17 protein-coding genes are annotated in these 16768 nt (G+C 38.4%); 2 read left to right on the top strand and 15 right to left on the bottom strand.

The features are described 5' to 3' along the window. Nucleotides 1–12: 12 nt before the first annotated feature. The 6 genes from fabD to trpC all read right to left on the bottom strand — a co-directional run bounded on the left by fabD (nucleotide 13) and on the right by trpC (nucleotide 4956). Nucleotides 13–897, bottom strand: coding sequence for an ACP S-malonyltransferase (fabD, locus tag ACSBFT_RS15310; RefSeq protein WP_463046851.1), 885 nt, complete (start codon nucleotides 895–897; stop codon nucleotides 13–15). A 56-nt stretch (nucleotides 898–953) separates the two neighbouring features. Then, nucleotides 954–1724, bottom strand: a complete 771-nt coding sequence (gene trpA, locus ACSBFT_RS15305; protein WP_463046850.1) for a tryptophan synthase subunit alpha — start codon at nucleotides 1722–1724, stop codon at nucleotides 954–956. An 84-nt stretch (nucleotides 1725–1808) separates the two neighbouring features. Further along, nucleotides 1809–2222, bottom strand: coding sequence for a Dabb family protein (locus tag ACSBFT_RS15300; protein WP_463046849.1), 414 nt, complete (start codon nucleotides 2220–2222; stop codon nucleotides 1809–1811). Nucleotides 2223–2261: 39 nt separating this feature from the next. Further along, nucleotides 2262–3455, bottom strand: a complete 1194-nt coding sequence (gene trpB / locus ACSBFT_RS15295; RefSeq protein WP_463046848.1) for a tryptophan synthase subunit beta — start codon at nucleotides 3453–3455, stop codon at nucleotides 2262–2264. A gap of 59 nt (nucleotides 3456–3514) precedes the next feature. Beyond that, entirely contained in the window at nucleotides 3515–4159 is a 645-nt protein-coding gene (locus tag ACSBFT_RS15290; protein ID WP_489601271.1) for a phosphoribosylanthranilate isomerase, read from the bottom strand. Next, nucleotides 4159–4956, bottom strand: coding sequence for an indole-3-glycerol phosphate synthase TrpC (gene trpC, locus ACSBFT_RS15285; protein WP_489601269.1), 798 nt, complete (start codon nucleotides 4954–4956; stop codon nucleotides 4159–4161). The genes ACSBFT_RS15290 and trpC overlap by 1 nt, the downstream gene beginning before the upstream one ends. 305 nt (nucleotides 4957–5261) lie before the next feature. Between trpC and ACSBFT_RS15280 the strand changes: the two genes are divergently transcribed. Further along, the gene (locus ACSBFT_RS15280) at nucleotides 5262–5909 is read left to right on the top strand and encodes a hypothetical protein (RefSeq protein ID WP_489601267.1); all 648 of its coding nucleotides are present in this window, start codon (nucleotides 5262–5264) and stop codon (nucleotides 5907–5909) included. Between the two features lie 227 nt (nucleotides 5910–6136). Here ACSBFT_RS15280 and rpsG read toward each other — a convergent pair whose 3' ends face one another. From rpsG to ACSBFT_RS15265, 3 genes are all read right to left on the bottom strand, one after another. Beyond that, nucleotides 6137–6607 (bottom strand): 30S ribosomal protein S7, encoded by a 471-nt coding sequence (rpsG, locus tag ACSBFT_RS15275; RefSeq protein WP_463046844.1) that lies wholly within the window; start codon nucleotides 6605–6607, stop codon nucleotides 6137–6139. Nucleotides 6608–6728: 121 nt separating this feature from the next. Further along, the gene (rpsL, locus tag ACSBFT_RS15270) at nucleotides 6729–7112 is read right to left on the bottom strand and encodes a 30S ribosomal protein S12 (protein WP_463046843.1); all 384 of its coding nucleotides are present in this window, start codon (nucleotides 7110–7112) and stop codon (nucleotides 6729–6731) included. A gap of 193 nt (nucleotides 7113–7305) precedes the next feature. After that, nucleotides 7306–7626, bottom strand: coding sequence for a DUF3467 domain-containing protein (locus ACSBFT_RS15265; protein WP_463046842.1), 321 nt, complete (start codon nucleotides 7624–7626; stop codon nucleotides 7306–7308). A gap of 264 nt (nucleotides 7627–7890) precedes the next feature. Between ACSBFT_RS15265 and fusA the strand changes: the two genes are divergently transcribed. Then, a complete protein-coding gene (fusA, locus tag ACSBFT_RS15260) occupies nucleotides 7891–10002 on the top strand; it encodes an elongation factor G (RefSeq protein ID WP_463046841.1) in 2112 nt (703 codons plus the stop codon). A 152-nt stretch (nucleotides 10003–10154) separates the two neighbouring features. Here the strand turns inward: fusA and ftsZ are convergent, their stop codons facing one another. From ftsZ to ACSBFT_RS15230, 6 genes are read right to left on the bottom strand one after another with little or no spacing between them, the layout of a single operon-like run. Next, a complete protein-coding gene (gene ftsZ, locus ACSBFT_RS15255) occupies nucleotides 10155–11462 on the bottom strand; it encodes a cell division protein FtsZ (protein ID WP_463046840.1) in 1308 nt (435 codons plus the stop codon). A 25-nt stretch (nucleotides 11463–11487) separates the two neighbouring features. Further along, nucleotides 11488–12834, bottom strand: a complete 1347-nt coding sequence (locus ACSBFT_RS15250) for a cell division protein FtsA (RefSeq protein ID WP_463046839.1) — start codon at nucleotides 12832–12834, stop codon at nucleotides 11488–11490. A gap of 27 nt (nucleotides 12835–12861) precedes the next feature. Next, a complete protein-coding gene (locus ACSBFT_RS15245; protein WP_489601265.1) occupies nucleotides 12862–13629 on the bottom strand; it encodes a hypothetical protein in 768 nt (255 codons plus the stop codon). 1 nt (nucleotide 13630) lies between these two features. Next, nucleotides 13631–14407, bottom strand: a complete 777-nt coding sequence (locus ACSBFT_RS15240) for a GNAT family N-acetyltransferase (protein WP_463046837.1) — start codon at nucleotides 14405–14407, stop codon at nucleotides 13631–13633. Further along, the gene (gene murG / locus ACSBFT_RS15235; protein ID WP_489601264.1) at nucleotides 14404–15501 is read right to left on the bottom strand and encodes an undecaprenyldiphospho-muramoylpentapeptide beta-N-acetylglucosaminyltransferase; all 1098 of its coding nucleotides are present in this window, start codon (nucleotides 15499–15501) and stop codon (nucleotides 14404–14406) included. The genes ACSBFT_RS15240 and murG overlap by 4 nt, the downstream gene beginning before the upstream one ends. Continuing rightward, a complete protein-coding gene (locus ACSBFT_RS15230) occupies nucleotides 15498–16682 on the bottom strand; it encodes an FtsW/RodA/SpoVE family cell cycle protein (RefSeq protein ID WP_463046835.1) in 1185 nt (394 codons plus the stop codon). The genes murG and ACSBFT_RS15230 overlap by 4 nt, the downstream gene beginning before the upstream one ends. Nucleotides 16683–16768: the final 86 nt, after the last annotated feature.

Below are 16768 nucleotides of genomic sequence, written 5' to 3'. Positions count from 1 at the left end.
AGTTATTAACAACTATATTCCAGAAACCTCTACATCCGCAGCTATTTTGCTTACTAAGCCTTGAAGCACTTTTCCTGGCCCACACTCCACAAAGCTAGTCGCTCCGTCTGCTACCATATTTTGTACAGATTGTGTCCATCTTACAGGTGCTGTTAGTTGGGCAATGAGGTTGGCTTTAATCGTACTAATGTCTGTCGAAGGCTTGGCGGTTACGTTTTGGTAGATAGGGCAAGAGGGGCTGTTAAAAACGGTGTTTTCTATGGCTGCTGCCAACTCTTCTCTAGCTGGCTCCATTAATGGAGAATGGAATGCACCACCTACAGGTAAAACTAAGGCTCTTTTAGCTCCCGCTTCTTTCATTTTCTCACAAGCAATATCTATTCCTTTTACAGTACCAGAAATCACCAGTTGCCCTGGACAGTTGTAATTAGCAGCTACTACAGTTTCACCCGTTTCCTCCGTTATTTGTGCACAAATCTCTTCAACTTTATCATCTTCTAGTCTTAATACTGCTGCCATGGTAGAAGGTGTTATTTCGCATGCTTTTTGCATGGCTTCGGCTCTTTGAGATACCAGCTTAAGGCCATCTTCAAAAGACAATACACCAGCCACGACCAAGGATGAAAACTCTCCTAAGGAATGACCTGCTACCATGTCAGCCTTAATCTCATCTGCACAGAGTGCTTTTATAACCGAGTGAAGATAAACTGCAGGCTGGGTTACATTGGTCTTCTGCAAGTCTTCTGCGGATCCTTCAAACATAATTTTGGTGATTTCAAAACCTAATATTTCATTGGCTTTGTCAAAAAGTTCTTTGGCCTTGGTAGACTCTTCATAAAGCTCTTTGCCCATTCCACTAAATTGAGCTCCTTGACCTGGAAATACGTATGCTGTCATAATTTTAATGATTCAATTAATGATATATAGAAACCAACCTTAGGTCAAAATCTATATTAGTTTAAAACTTGATTTAAAAATATTTTTGCTCCTTCTGTCGGGTTTGCAGTGTCAATGGCCCTAACGAAAGCACTTCCTATAATGGCACCGTTGGCGTATTGACTGGCTTCATTAAAGGTCTCCTTGTCTTTTATTCCGAAACCTATCAATCTCGGAATTTTTAAATTCATTTTGTTAACTCTGTCGAAATAGCCTTTCATTTCTTCTGTAATACCAGCGGTAGAACCTGTGGTAGAGGCAGAAGAAACCATATAAACGAATCCAGAAGAATACTCATCTATCTCTCTAATTCTGTCTTCCGAGGTTTGCGGTGTAATTAAAAAGATATTTATCAATCCATGCTTATCAAAAAGCTCTTTAAAATCTTGAAGATACTCTGCCATTGGTAAGTTGGGAAGAATTAGACCATCTACACCCACTTCTTCACATTTCTGACAAAATTCTGCTATGCCGAACTGGAAAACTGGATTAATGTCTCCCATTAAAATAATTGGAAGATTTATCTGCTCTCGCATACCTTTCAATTGCTCAAAAAGCAAAGCCACAGACATGCCATTTTGGAGAGACCTTAAATTGGCCTTTTGAATAGTTTCTCCATCTACTACGGGGTCAGAAAAAGGCATACCTATTTCCACTAAACTAGCTCCACCTTCTTGTGCCGCCTCTAACAAAGGCACGGTGTCGTTAAGATTAGGAAAACCAGCCGTAAAGTAGATGTTCAAAACATCATTTGGCTTATCAATAAATAGCTGTTCTAATCGATTCATTTATTACGTAAAATACTACAATCACAAATTCATTATTACAGTTAACTGAGACTCATTAGTTGACTGAGGCTCTCTAAGTCAACCTTATTTATTCCAATAATCCATCACCATAACTTTATCTAGAACAGGACCTAAACCCTCTCCAAATGCTTTGTGAGCAGGATGTGGCAAATAAACTGCTCTACCTTCTTCAGAATCAAAAGTCAGTGTAAAAATATGGGTATACTCCTGATTCAAACCTTCTGGGCTGTTATTAACACCCCACTCAAAACCTTTGATTTCTGGAATTTCGTTTGGTAGATTTTCAAAAGAAGTCACCACAGCGTCTACGGCCTCCTTGGTGGCGTCATCTTTAAATTTAAACATGACTACGTGTCTTAATTTCGCTGTTTCTTCCATTGTTACTGTTTCTTTGACTTCTTCTTCTTTTGTTTCCGTTTGTGGTTGGCAAGCCATTCCTAATACGGCGATAGATAATACTAAAAGTGTTTTTTTCACTGCTAAAGGTTTGTATTTGGCCTAGGCCAAAAGGGTTGATTATAAATGCTTCATGTAAGTACTTAAGTCTTTGTCTCCTCTTCCAGATAAACTTACCACTACGGTTTCGTTTTTCTGTGCTCCTAATTTGCCTAAAACGGCTAGGGCATGAGAAGATTCTATGGCGGGTATAATGCCTTCTAGTTTTGTTAACTCAAAACCAGCTGCTAAAGCTTCGTCATCTGTGGCATCATAAAATTTAGCTCTGCCAGATTCCCAAAGATGAGCATGCATTGGTCCTATACCCGGATAATCCAGTCCTGCAGAAATGGAATGCGGCTCTATCACTTGTCCGTCGGCGGTCTGCATCAAAAGGCTTTTGCTGCCATGTAAAACACCTTTTTTCCCAAGGAAAGTTGTAGCGGCAGATTTGTCGGTCGTAATACCGTGTCCGGCGGCTTCTGCTGCTATAATCTTAACGGAAGGCTCATCCAGATAATGGAAATAGGTTCCGGCTGCATTAGACCCTCCGCCTACACAAGCGACCACATAATCAGGGTTTGCATTTCCAGTATGTTCCAAAAGTTGCTTTTTGATTTCTTCCGAAATAACGGACTGAAATCTAGCGACCATATCAGGGTAAGGGTGAGGCCCTACTACCGAGCCTATAATATAATGGGTGTCGGTCGGATTATTAATCCAATGCCTCATGGCTTCGTTGGTCGCATCTTTTAAAGTTCTTGAACCACTTTTGGCGGGTCTCACTTCGGCTCCTAACATTTTCATTCTGGCTACATTGGGTGCCTGTCTTTCAATGTCCACTTCCCCCATGTAAACAATGCACTCTATGCCCTTTAAGGCACATACGGTGGCCGTGGCTACGCCATGCTGTCCAGCACCGGTTTCTGCTACAATCTTATTTTTGCCTAATCTTTGGGCTAATAAAATCTGGCCAATGGTGTTATTGACTTTGTGAGCTCCCGTATGACACAAATCTTCTCTCTTGAGGTAAATATTGGTTTGATATTTCTCAGAAAGTCTGTTGGCGAAATAAAGTGGGGTAGGGCGTCCTACATAGTTTTTTAACAAGTCGTTAAACTCTTCTTGAAACTCATCTTTGTAGATGATGTCTAAATAGTTTTGGCGAAGCTCCTCCACATTGGGATAAAGCATTTCTGGAATCCATGCTCCACCAAAATTCCCGTAATATCCTCTCTCATTAACAGCAAAAGCTGAATTTTCTATTTGCAGCATGTAATTATCGTAATCAAATTCTAATGGTAAAAATAGCTAATTGGCTTTTAAAAACGATGTCATTTAGTTTTAAATGCGTCCAGCACCAGTTTGAGCTCTTTTAGTTTTTCTATATCTTTTTTAGCCGGTTCTGTTTCAAACTTGCTATTCACATCGATTCCCATGAAAGAGGGATTCTCAATGTATTGTAATTGGTCAATGTTACTAAGATCTATTCCTCCCGCTAAGAAAAAAGGTGTTTCTAAGGTATACTTTTTTAACAAATTCCAATCGAAAGAAATGCCATGACCACCATGTCCTCCTGACGCTTTGGTGTCAAAAAGAAAATAATCCGAAACTTTCTGATAGCTTTCAACCGTCTCAAAATCGAAATTTTCATCAACTGAGAAGGCCTTCATTACAGGAATTTTAAGGCTACGGAGTTTCTGGCAATAAGAAACCGTTTCTTTTCCGTGAAGCTGCACTAAATCTAGCTGGTATCTTCTTACTTTATCGACAACAAATTCCTCTGGGGCATCTACAAAAACACCTACTTTTTTAGTGTCTTTAGGGAAGTTGTTGAATCTTGCTGTAAGGTCGTAATCTCCAATGTTTCTTGGAGATTTTTCAAAGAAAATAAAACCCATAAAGTCTGGTTTAAGAGTTAAAACATCTTGAATGTTTTGACCCTCTCTCATGCCACATACTTTGAGCTTTAAATTCATTATTGTTTTTCTAATTCTAGAATAAATGTCTTCAATGCGTTTCCTGGGTCTTCGGCTTTCATGAAGTTTTCTCCAATTAAAAAACCCTGAAACCCTACTGCTTGAAGTTCCTTTATGGTGGCAGTTTCACTAATACAACTCTCAGATATCTTAACCATTTCTTTTGGAATAAGGTTTATAAGATTTAGGGAGGCATTCACATTGCTTTCACTGAAGTTCTTGAGATTTCTGTTATTCACACCTATCACATCTATATGTTCTAAAGGACTACTCGCCAACTCTTCTTCATTATGGATTTCTAATAAAACCTCTAAACCAATCTCATGAGCCATTGAACTGAGTTCCATGATCTCTTTAGGACTTAAACAGGCCGCAATAAGTAGAATCACGTCTGCTCCCCATGCTTTAGCTTCAAAAAGTTGATAACTGTCCACCATGAAATCCTTTCTAAGAAGCGGAGTGTTTGGATTAGCCTTTCTTGCTTCAAGAAGATCTTCTTTAGAGCCCCCAAAAAAACTGTTGTCTGTTAAGATACTCATTCCAGCAGCTCCACCGGAAGCATATCCTTGGGTAATTTCCGTGATATTGGCGTCGTTCTTGATAAAACCCTTAGAAGGAGACTTTCTTTTAAATTCTGCAATGATTCCTGAAGAGCCTTTTCGGCTCAAAGAGTCCTTTAATGACAGACCCACACGGTCAAAGTGTTTGTAAGTCTTTAAATTCTCAATAGGGATGCTTTCTTTAGCAAGGGCTATTTCAGCCCTTTTCTTTTCTACGATGGTATCCAGAATTGTCATTCTCTTTTATCAGATGCTTTGGGTTTGCAAAAATGAGGCTTTTACGTCGATTTAGCTAAAATAAGAAACTGAATTTCGTGGCCTAGAATGTATGGTTTACGAAGTCTAAAATCTTGCCTAAGTGTGTATTTTGGATGTTATTATGGAGATAAGGTCTTAGGTCATAAGAAATGTTTTTATAAATGTTTGCAACGGAAATTCCTTTGGAACAGTCTATTACATTGTGTTTATGTAGATGTTTTTTTATCTTTAAACTTTGGCGTTATTATTGTAATTATATGGATATGAATAAATTTCCTAATAGAATGAAAATTGAAAAGAAGGTACTTTTAATGCTTGGTTTGCTGTCTTTAGGCATCACAGGGTGTAATTCTGATGGTGGTCAGTCGGATGCTTTAAGTTCATCTGAAACTGCAGCAACTCCTATTACATCTACTCCGATGACAGTTGCTGAGCCTGTGGCAGTTTCTAATACAGATAATATATCTTCCGGTGCAGAAATTCATCCTCCTACCAAATTGGGTCAGTTGATGAACTTGAATGCCCCTAAAAACTTTAGTGGTTCAACTTCTGGTCTGAACCCGGCTCACGGAATGCCTGGACATGATTGTGCTGTGTCAGTGGGTGCTCCTTTGCCTAAAGCTGCTGTTGCGGTAAGCCAGCCTGTGGCAGCAACACCTGCTTTAAGTGCACCAGTAGCCGCTACGCCAAATTTGAATGCCAATCTTAAAAACATCAATCCTGCTCATGGTCAGCCAGGGCATGATTGTGCCGTTGCAGTAGGTGATCCTTTGCCGGCGGCAGGGTCTTCTCAAGCTGCTGTTCCTAGTTTAGCAGCACCAACAGCAGCAACGCCTAATTTTGGTGTACCCAATGGAGGGAAATTAAACCCTGCACATGGTCAACCAGGTCATGATTGTGCAGTAGCAGTAGGTGCTCCGTTGCCAGGTTAATAGCAAATATGTTTTCGAGAATTAATAGACTTTTAGAAACCTTCTTCAGCAATGGAGAAGGTTTCTTGTTTTTCTTAATCTTGCTTTTAATCTGGGTCAGATACTACTTCTCTATTAAAGGCTAATGTTTGATGATGCGTAATTATAGCTGCGACATTTTAAACTTACCCACAAAAAAACCTTCCCAATTTCTTGAGAAGGTTTTAATAAAGACTTGCTAAAAGCTATTATCTCATTCTGAAGTGAGAGAATGCTTTGTTTGCGTCTGCCATTCTGTGCGTGTCGTCTTTTTTCTTAACGGCTGCACCTTCACCTTTAGCTGCTGCGATAATCTCGCCAGCTAAACGCTCTGTAATGGTTTTTTCTCCACGCTTACGAGCATAGCTAATAAGCCATTTCATGCCTAAAGACTGACGTCTTTCAACACGAACCTCGATAGGCACCTGAAAAGTAGCACCACCTACACGACGGCTTTTTACTTCTACAGATGGAGAAACATTGTTTAATGCTTTTTTCCATGCTTCAAGACCATTTTCCTCGGTTCTTTTTTCAACCAATTCTAATGCTCCGTAAAAAATGCTATAGGCTAAGCTTTTTTTACCTTGAATCATCAAATTATTTACAAATTTGGTAACGTTAGTGTCCCTGAATTTTGGGTCAGGCAATACGTAACGTTTTGGCGGTTTTCTTTTTCTCATTTCTTTGTTTTTTTAATGAGGTTTCGTTTAAATAAACTAATTCACATTACTCATTGTGAGTAACATTACTTCCCTGTTTTATATATATGGTATTGCTACCCTAATTTAAAAACAATGGGGACTACTTTTTGGCTGCTTTAGGTCTCTTAGCACCATACTTAGAACGACCTTGCATTCTGCTCGCTACACCTGCGGTATCCAATGCTCCACGAACGATGTGATAACGTACACCAGGAAGATCTTTGATTCTACCACCTCTTATCAATACGATAGAGTGCTCTTGTAGATTATGACCTTCACCCGGGATGTAAGCGTTCACTTCTTTCTGGTTTGTAAGTCTCACACGAGCTACTTTTCTAAGAGCCGAATTTGGTTTCTTAGGAGTAGTAGTGTAAACACGAGTACAAACGCCACGACGCTGTGGGCAAGAATCCAATGCAGGAGATTTTGACTTATGCTGAAGCTGCTCTCTTCCTTTTCTTACTAACTGTTGTATAGTAGGCATTGTAAAAATTAAAAATGTTAAAAAAAATATGTTCTCCCCTGAAAAAGGGAGTGCAAAGGTAATGAAATTATTTTACCAAAAGATAAGTAGAAGAAAAATAGTTGATAAGCTTGTTTAGAATTTAAATTCCCTATATTATATAGGTGTAAATTTCCTTACAATAAACAAGCTTTATCAAGACAGACTTAGGTTTCTAGGCTTCGCCCATTGGGCCGCCAAAGTTCATAGGAAACGGGGCGGCATCATTGTTTTCTCTGATAGCACCAAAATTATCTTCGTATTTGCTGATGTTGTCCTGAAGTGCCGCTAGTAATCTTTGAGCGTGCTCAGGCGTCAGAATTATTCTTGATTTTACCTTGGCCTTTGGTACTCCTGGCATCAATCTTATGAAATCTATCACAAATTCAGAGTTGGAATGGGCTATCATCGCTAAGTTGGCGTATACGCCTTCGGCCATTTCTTCGGATAGTTCGATATTGATTTGTGGATCTTCGGTCTTGGTGTTTTTTGCCATGATTGTCTCTTTTTACTTTGAGCTGTCAAACTTAAATAATTGTTTCTGATTTGTGACTTTTTGAAATTGAAATCTTATTCAATGGTGCTTAAAATCTATAATATTACTTCTTTACACACTTATACTATCAAAGATAGTTTATTTCTTAGAAAAAAGTATGTACTTTTGCACCCCGAAAACAGAAAGGTAACTTTAGGATCTTTATAAGTCCTGATTCTGTTGATAGGCAACGATTTAGGTCTAAAAATAAGTAAATATTTAATAATGGCTCGCGATTTAAAATACACAAGAAACATTGGTATTGCCGCTCATATTGATGCTGGTAAAACTACCACTACCGAACGTATCCTTTATTATGGGGGTGTTAGTCACAAGATAGGAGAAGTACATGATGGTGCTGCTACTATGGACTGGATGGAGCAGGAGCAAGAAAGAGGTATTACCATTACTTCTGCTGCTACTACGCTAGACTGGAAATATAAAGGTCACAGCTATCACATGAATATCATTGATACTCCTGGTCACGTGGATTTCACAGTGGAGGTTAATAGATCTTTACGTGTACTTGATGGTTTAGTATTCTTATTTTCTGCAGTAGATGGTGTAGAGCCACAATCTGAAACAAACTGGCGTCTTGCAAATAACTATAACGTAGCACGTTTAGGTTTTGTAAACAAAATGGATCGTCAGGGTTCAGACTTTTTAAATGTTTGTGCTCAAGTAAAAGAAATGTTAGGTAGCAACGCCGTGCCTCTTCAATTGCCAATTGGTAATGAGGAGAACTTTATTGGTGTTGTTGACTTAGTTTATAACAGAGGTGTCGTTTGGAACGAAGAGGATAAAGGAATGACTTTCACAGAAGTTCCTATTCCTGCGGATATGGTGGAAGAGGTAGCTCAGTGGAGAGAAAATCTATTGGAGTCTGTGGCTTCTGTAGATGAGTCTTTAATGGAGAAATACTTTGAAGATCCAGAGTCTATTTCTGCCGAAGAAATTATTAAAGCTCTTAGAACTGCTACGATCAATTTGGATATCGTACCAATGCTTTGCGGAACTGCCTTTAAAAACAAAGGGGTTCAGACAATGCTTGACTACGTAATGGAATTACTGCCTTCTCCGTTGGATAGAGATGGTATTAGAGGTACTGACCCAGATACAGGTGATGTTATTATCCGTCAACCTGATGTTAAAGAGCCGTTTGCTGCATTGGCATTTAAAATTGCAACTGATCCATTCGTAGGTCGTTTATGCTTTATCCGTTCTTATTCTGGTGCGTTGCCATCTGGTTCTTACGTGTTAAATAATCGTTCTGGTAACAAAGAGCGTATTTCTCGTATTTTCCAAATGCATGCTAATAAGCAAAATCAGATTGATGTATTAGAAGCTGGTGATATAGCTGCGGTAGTAGGGTTTAAAGATATCAAAACAGGAGATACTCTTTCTGATGAGAAATTTCCTATTGTTTTGGAATCTATGGATTTTCCAGATCCAGTTATTGGATATGCTATTGAGCCTAAGAAAACAGCTGATCAAGATAAATTCAGTAATGCCATTACTAAATTAGTAGAGGAAGATCCAACACTTCAAGTGGAAACTGATGAGGAAACTGGTCAGACTATCATGAGAGGTATGGGTGAGCTTCACTTAGATATTATCATTGACAGAATGCGTCGTGAATTTAAAGTGGAGATTAACCAAGGTGCACCACAGGTAGCTTATAAAGAAACACTTACCCAGACTCATGACGGAAGAGAGGTTTATAAAAAGCAATCAGGTGGTCGTGGTAAATTTGCCGATATCGTATTCGAAATCGGACCCCGCGATGAGCCGGAAGAAGGAAAAGAAAAAGAAACTGGTTTACAGTTTGTAAATAATATTGTAGGTGGTACTATTCCTCGTGAATTTATTCCATCTATTGAGAAAGGTTTTAGAGAAGCAATGAAAAATGGTCCTTTAGCTGGTTTCCCTGTGGATTCTATGAAGGTTCGTCTGTATCATGGTTCTTTCCATGATGTGGATTCAGATTCTTTCTCTTTTGAGATGGCTGCTAGATTGGCATTCCGTAACGCTGGTAAATTAGCTGGTGCTAAATTATTGGAGCCTATCATGGCAGTAGAAATATTAACTCCTGATGAGTATACAGGACCTATTACTGGTGACATGAACCGTCGTCGTGGTGTAATGAAGGGAATGGATACAAAGCAAGGTTCTCAGGTGATAAAGGCTTCTGTGCCATTATCTGAGTTGTTTGGTTATGTTACCGACTTAAGAACTATTTCTTCAGGTCGTGCCACTGCCAACCTTACTTTTTCACATTATGATATCGTTCCTCAGAGTATTGCTGAAGAAGTTATCAAGAAAGAAAAAGGAGAGTAATAATCTCAAATTCGTATTAGGAAAAGGGCAGCCATCGGCTGCCCTTTTTGTTTGAAGAGGTCTACAAATTTACTTATCCAGCATAGTTTGGAAATAAAAAAAAGGCTCCTAAATAAGTTTTTATCTAGGAGCCCGAAATGAGGAAAAGGATTTTATATTTTATTAATCAATCTATTTTCTTCTGGAATATCATCTACATCTACTAGCTCTAGTCCAAATCTCAAATACGCGGGAGTGTTTTCAATATCTTCTTTTGTATTTTCATTTTTAGAAAAGGAAGTTACAGTTTCTCTTAATTTTTCTTCTCCCTCAAACAGACCAACTTGATTGTCTGGAATGGTTTTTATTTTCTTTTTAATTGATTTTGAACTAGCAAGACCTGGCATACCGAACGTAGAAAAAGGACTGTCCTCGTCCATTTCGGTATCATTTTCTGTTTCTTTCTTTTGCTCAGACAGGCTCGTGCCAAAATCTGTAATTCCAGCTGCTACGATGGTTACTCTAATACGATCTTCTAAAGATCTATCAATAGAATAACCATGTTTTACAATCTTTGCCTTGGTCTTTATTTCATTTTCAATGAAACGCATGATCATGGCTTGATCACTCATCTTAATTTTGTATTCTGGTTTTTCATCAGAGTAACATATGGACACCAACAATCTTTTGGATCCTTTAATGTTATTGCTGTGTAATAATGGGGACTTTAAGGCCTCTTCTACGGCTATTTTAGCCCTATCTACACCAGAAGCTTCAGCAGAGCCCATAACGGCCTGTCCGGCGTTTTTAAGAACTGTTTTTACGTCAGCATAGTCTAAGTTAATGATACCTGGTCTAGTGATAAGCTCTGCAATACTTTTAACACCATTAGCAAGGATTCCGTCAGCTCTTTCAAAGGCTTCTTGAATGTCCATATCATGAAAAAGATTTTCTAATCTATCATTTTTCACAATCAGCACAGTGTCACAGTAGGTTTTCATTTTTTCTATACCTTCCAGAGCCTGCTCTATCTTCTCTGTTCCTTCCCAGCTGAATGGATCGGTAACCACGCCTACGGTAAGCATGTTTCTTTCCTGAGCTATTCGGGCTATCACTGGAGCGGCACCTGTGCCTGTTCCTCCACCCATACCAGCAGTGATGAAGACCATTTCTGTGGGCTCATTAAAAAGCTGATTAATAGAGTCTTCACTTTCAAGGGCGGCTTCTTCACCTACTCTTGGAATTGCACCCGCACCAAGACCTTTTGTTAATTGAGCCCCAAGCTGTAATCTAGTGATCTCACTTGGTAGGTTCTTAAGAACTTGTAAATCCGTATTGGCTGCAATAATATTGACATCTTTAATGCCCATCTTGTGAAGCGTTTTTACGGCATTGCCACCCGCACCACCTACACCTATTACCGTGATAATGTTAGGCATGTCAGATTGGAAATCTAGTCCATAGTCTTGAGGGTATAACATAATTTCTAAATTTTAAATGAAAGCACTAATTGTAGGCTTGTCTAAGTTCAGGATCTTCCAGTCTTTCCAGAAAAGAAGAAATTGGATTATTTTTAAAAAATGAGATAGGGATTTTCCTTTTCTCTTTCATAACATTACTCATAGGCAGTCTTTCGTCTACCGATTTCAGGGTAGAAAGCATAAGTCCTACGGCTGTGCTGTATTTCGGATGAGAAAGCTCAAAGAAAGCATTATTGTCAATATTTCTAGTGGAATCTGCCACACGAACAATTAACGGTGAGAATGATTTTTCAAATATTCTTTTTACCAATTCTAATCTGGCAACGGCTCCTGAAACCATAACACCGTTTCCAAGAACTCTGGCGTAATCACTTTCAATTACGTTTGACGCTATTAAGGCTACTATTTCTTTTAATCTGCTCTCAATTACTATTGCAACAGACTTTAATAGTAATTGTTTGGTTGGTAGTCCGTCTTTACCTTCAAGCTCCAAAACTTCATTTATTTCAATCTCATTGCTGCTTTTCTCGCAACTGGAACGCAACACTTCTTCCGCTTGCTTCTCGGTGATGTTAAAGGCTTGAATAAGGTCTTTTAGGATAGCTGATGAGCCAATACCTAAAACACTAGTATGTCTTAGTCCAAAGTCTTTAAAAACCGTAATTTCTGTTAGTTGTGAGCCGAAATTTATAAGTAAAATACCATTTTGTTTGTCTTCAACAGAAAGTACAGCAATGGCATCTGCTATAGGGCCGTAAATAATCTGCTCTACCGTCACAGGATTACCGGATTTCTTAGTTTCTATGAAATCATAATTAAGGTTACTTACGGTGTCGTAAAAGTTCTCAAGCTTTTCTTTTGGGCTGGTAACAAAATTAAAATTACAAGTGAGTTTATTTCCAGTGGCACCTTCAGGATATTTATTGATTTTATCGCCATCGATGTAAAAATCTGTTGGTAGCGGATGAAGGCACTCTATCTTATTCTTTTTCCTGAAGTTTTCTTTGGCTGTTCTTACAATCTGATCTAATGTATTATCATTTACCGTGAATTTGTTTCCAGAGTTTGTGTACTCTTCTCTTGCGTTTTTGACACTGATAAACTCATTGGAGTAATTACAGTTGACAGAGCCAATATCTAAGCTCGATTTATTGGCAAGTTTTTGTAAAACGCGACTAGCGGTTTGGTCAAAGTTTTGACGATTTTTGGAAAAGCCTTTCGACATAGATTCGTAATCTGGGTCATACTTTTCTTCGGCGTAATGTAGGATTGTGATGTTTCCGTGAGCGTCTTTTTTTCCTGCTACTGCACACATTTTGGAATTACCCATGTCTAACCCCACAGAGTACATTGTTTCTTTTTTCTCTTTCATTTTTCTCGATTATTAGGATTCACATTTTTATTCGCACACAAGTTGGTTGGCATACTGTACTTTTACTTTGGAAAACTTATCCCAGCCTTTGACAGTCATTATTTGTTTATAAAATATCTTCAGTTTACTAAGTTTCTGGTCAATGTTCTCTGCCTTTCCAAATTCTATAATTTGATTCCCTAAGACAGGAACAAACTTTATTTCTCCATTTCTGCTTACATCCACTTGTGCGATTTGTGCATTCCAAAATGAGTCGTCTTTAATGATGCGAATCAGTTCCATGAGTTCCTGATCTTTTACCTTATTTAAATCTAACGAAGTTTTTCGGTTAAAGTAACTACCTGATAATAATAATACTCTGGCAGAAAAATGCTTTGAGAGGGGGAAGAAGTAACCATCTTCATTCAAATACTGGTCGTTTTGAGAAACCGATGAAATGATTCTGGCGTAAGGGATAAAAGGTTTCACTTTTATATGAAGCATACCTTTCAAATCACCAAAAGCTTCGCAGAATTCTATTTGTTCAATTTCCTGAATTCGCTCTTCCAGTAATGCAAGGTCAATGTCGGAAAGTAATTTTCCTTCTAAGGGCTCTCGACCATTTCTTGTGACATATTTTTTTATATCTTCCTTAGATATATAAAACTGGTCATTATTATCCACAAGGGTTACATCTATTCCCTGACAACGCTGTATTTTGGATTTCTCGTCTACAAACGCTATGAGTGACAGCATGACAGCTAGTCCGACGAATGCAAAACCATATTCTTTAATTTTGGTAAGATTTAGCTTCATATTAAAGTTCGTTTAAGAAGTTATTTGGTTCAGTCAGTAATTTAAATCTGTCGGAAGGTTTAGGTTCTAAATCTGAGTTACAGTAAGTTTTCAGAAGCTTTACGTCCGAATTCCACTTGCTCCCATCCCAAAACTCTAATCCTTTATGATCTCTAATTTTATAGAGAGCCGCTGGCTTGTAAGCCGTCCCCAAATAAACATGTTTTAGCTTATTTTCTTGTGCCCAATTTATGGTACGCCACATCATCCATTTGCCTAAAGAGTGACTCTTCATATAATCCGTGTCAAAAAAAGCAAACCAATAATGTAACATGTTATCTGTAAGGCTAATCAATATATAGCCTAGATCTTTTTCTGCGTTTTTAAATTTCAATATATGCGTGCCAATGCTGCTATTAAGAATGTATTGCCATCGTTCTAAAGTCATATTGCTTTCGCCAATTCTCTCAGAGATATATGCTTCGCAAAGTTTTTTAAATGCGGGCTCATTGAGATCGAAATCTGACTTTTTTATCACTTCTAGTTCAACAGCTAAAGGCTCTATTTGACGACATACTCTTCTGTTTTCAGAAGTGTCAGAAAAATTTTCAAGGTTAACTCTTAGACTTCTGGCCAAGTAGAAAGTCTCGCCTTCAAGATCAATATTTCCTGTATAAGGCAAAAATCCTTTATCATAAATAGGGGAAACGTCTTCTTGTCCTTCTCTTAACGCATATATGGCGTAGGAGAAAGTGTAACTACCGTAATCCACATTACTTTCTGAATAAAAAATCTTCATGCTTCTATTATCTTTTGTACTTCGTCTACTATTTCTTTAGCTGCATTTGGTTTAGCAAAGGCGGCGATATTATTTATTAATGCTGTCTGCAGGTCACTATCATTGACAAGTGCGAGACATCTTTTTATCAAGGATTTTTCCACCTCGCTGTCTTTTACAATAAGGGCAGCTCCCAGATTTACAAGGCTCATCGCATTTTTGGTTTGATGATCTTCCGCAGCATTTGGAAAAGGAACAAGTATGGAAGGTTTCGCCGTTAGGCATAGTTCGGAAACAGAAAGAGCACCTGCTCTAGAAATGACCACATCTGCGGCTTTATAAGCCTTGTCCATTTCATAAATGAAATCAGAAACATAGGTGCTCGATTCAGCTTTTTTATGCTCAATCGTGGCGGAAAAACTTTTTCCTGTTTGCCAGATTACTTGCAGGTTTTCATCCAGGAGTTTAGAGATTCCATTTTGAATGGCATTGTTAATACTTCTAGCTCCTTGGCTGCCACCAATGATAAGAATCGTTTTCTTGTCTTTTTTAAGATTGAAGTGGGCCAGAGCGTCTTCTTTAGAAACATTGCTTTTGTATATGTCGTTTCTTACGGGATTGCCCGTAAAAGTGATTTTATCTGCAGGGAAAAATGCCTCCATATTTGGGTAAGCCACACATATCCTCTCTGCCTTTTTGGATAGAAATTTATTGGTAATTCCGGCATAAGAGTTTTGCTCTTGTAAAAAAGTCTTAACCTTTAGAAAGTTTGCCATAAGAAGGGTAGGCCCACTGGCATAACCTCCTACGCCAATTGCTATGTCGGGTTGGAAATCTTTAACCGTTCTTCTAGCTAGTTTAAGGCTTTTTAGGAGTTTTAAAGGAAAACCTAGGTTGGCAATGATGCTGGAACGGTTAATTCCAGCAATGGGTAGCCCTATGATTTTATAACCTGATTTGGGTACTTTTTCCATTTCCATTTTACCCTCTGCACCTACAAAAAGTATCTCAGCATTAGGAAATCTAGCCTTAATTTCGTTTGCAATTGCCACAGCTGGGTAAATGTGCCCGCCTGTGCCTCCTCCGCTGATAATTATTTTGTAAGGTTTACTCATCTTAATTTGTTAGCTGCTTTACTCTCATGATTTTTTGAAACACTCAAGACAATTCCTAATGCTATGGAAGTAAACAATATGGAAGTACCTCCCTTACTTATTAAAGGTAAAGTTTGACCTGTTACGGGACCTAAACCCACATTTATAAACATGTGCGTTAGGGCCTGAAAAACGATACTTAATGTCAGACCAATACTCAAAAGACCACCAAAGGCATGGGTCGTATTTTCAATGTTTTTAAAGCCTCGTGCTAAGAGCCAGAGATAAAGACATAAAATAAACATACCTCCAATAAGCCCATATTCTTCAATGATAATGGCATAAATAAAGTCGGAATAAGATTCTGCCATACCATGTTTAATGGCACTTTTCCCAGGCCCCACACCTAAAATCCCGCCTCTGGCTACTGCTGCTAATGCTTGGTCTTGCTGTATGCTGTTACTGCCTACCAATCCACCAATCATGTTGTTGCGGTCCAAGTCGGTTCCGATAAATGCTTCAACCCTGTCAATTACAGTTTGTGTTCTACCAAAGTCTTTGCCGAAAACGGCTTTAGATAAAAGCCCCGCAGAAAAGGCAAAAACGAGTCCTAAAAAAACTGATCCTGTAAGCCTGAAAATGTATTTACGAGGTACCCGACCAATGATCATAATCATAAGGCAGGTTATTCCAAGAATAACAGAGGTAGAGAAACTGGATATCGCCAATAAAGCACAAAGAACCCCACACCAAATAATAATCGGCCAAAGGTCTTTGACATTATTTAGCGTATTCTGTTTTCTGGCCAGCATGGCAGAAAGGTTGGTTATTAACACTAGACGTACCAAATCTGAAGTTTGGAATGTCCAGCCAAAAAGTGAAATCCATCTTTTAGCTCCACCCACTTCTTTTCCCGAAGAGAGTGTGTAAATAAGAATTAAGGGTGTGAGCCAAAGTAAAATTTTAGCCAATGGGGCTAGGTTAATGAAATCGAATCTATGAACAAAGTAGGTGATGAAAAAACCAAATGCAACTAGAAATGTATGCTTTAAAAGTATCATTTCTGTGGTACCCGATGTTCTATATGCCAAAGCAGAAATAGAACTGTATACTGCAGCAATTCCGAAAAAAGACAAGAATATAATGATAACCCATATCTGCATGTCTCCTTGCAGATGGTCCTTAAGTTTGAACCTATTCATAGCACGTATTATTAAGAAAGCTTTGTATTGATCTAATTATCAGTGGATAATTAAATAACTGTTATTCAAAATTACATTTTCTAAGG

The organism is Arcticibacterium sp. SM2516 (assembly GCF_057914865.1).
This window is presented reverse-complemented; position numbering and strand designations above follow the sequence as displayed.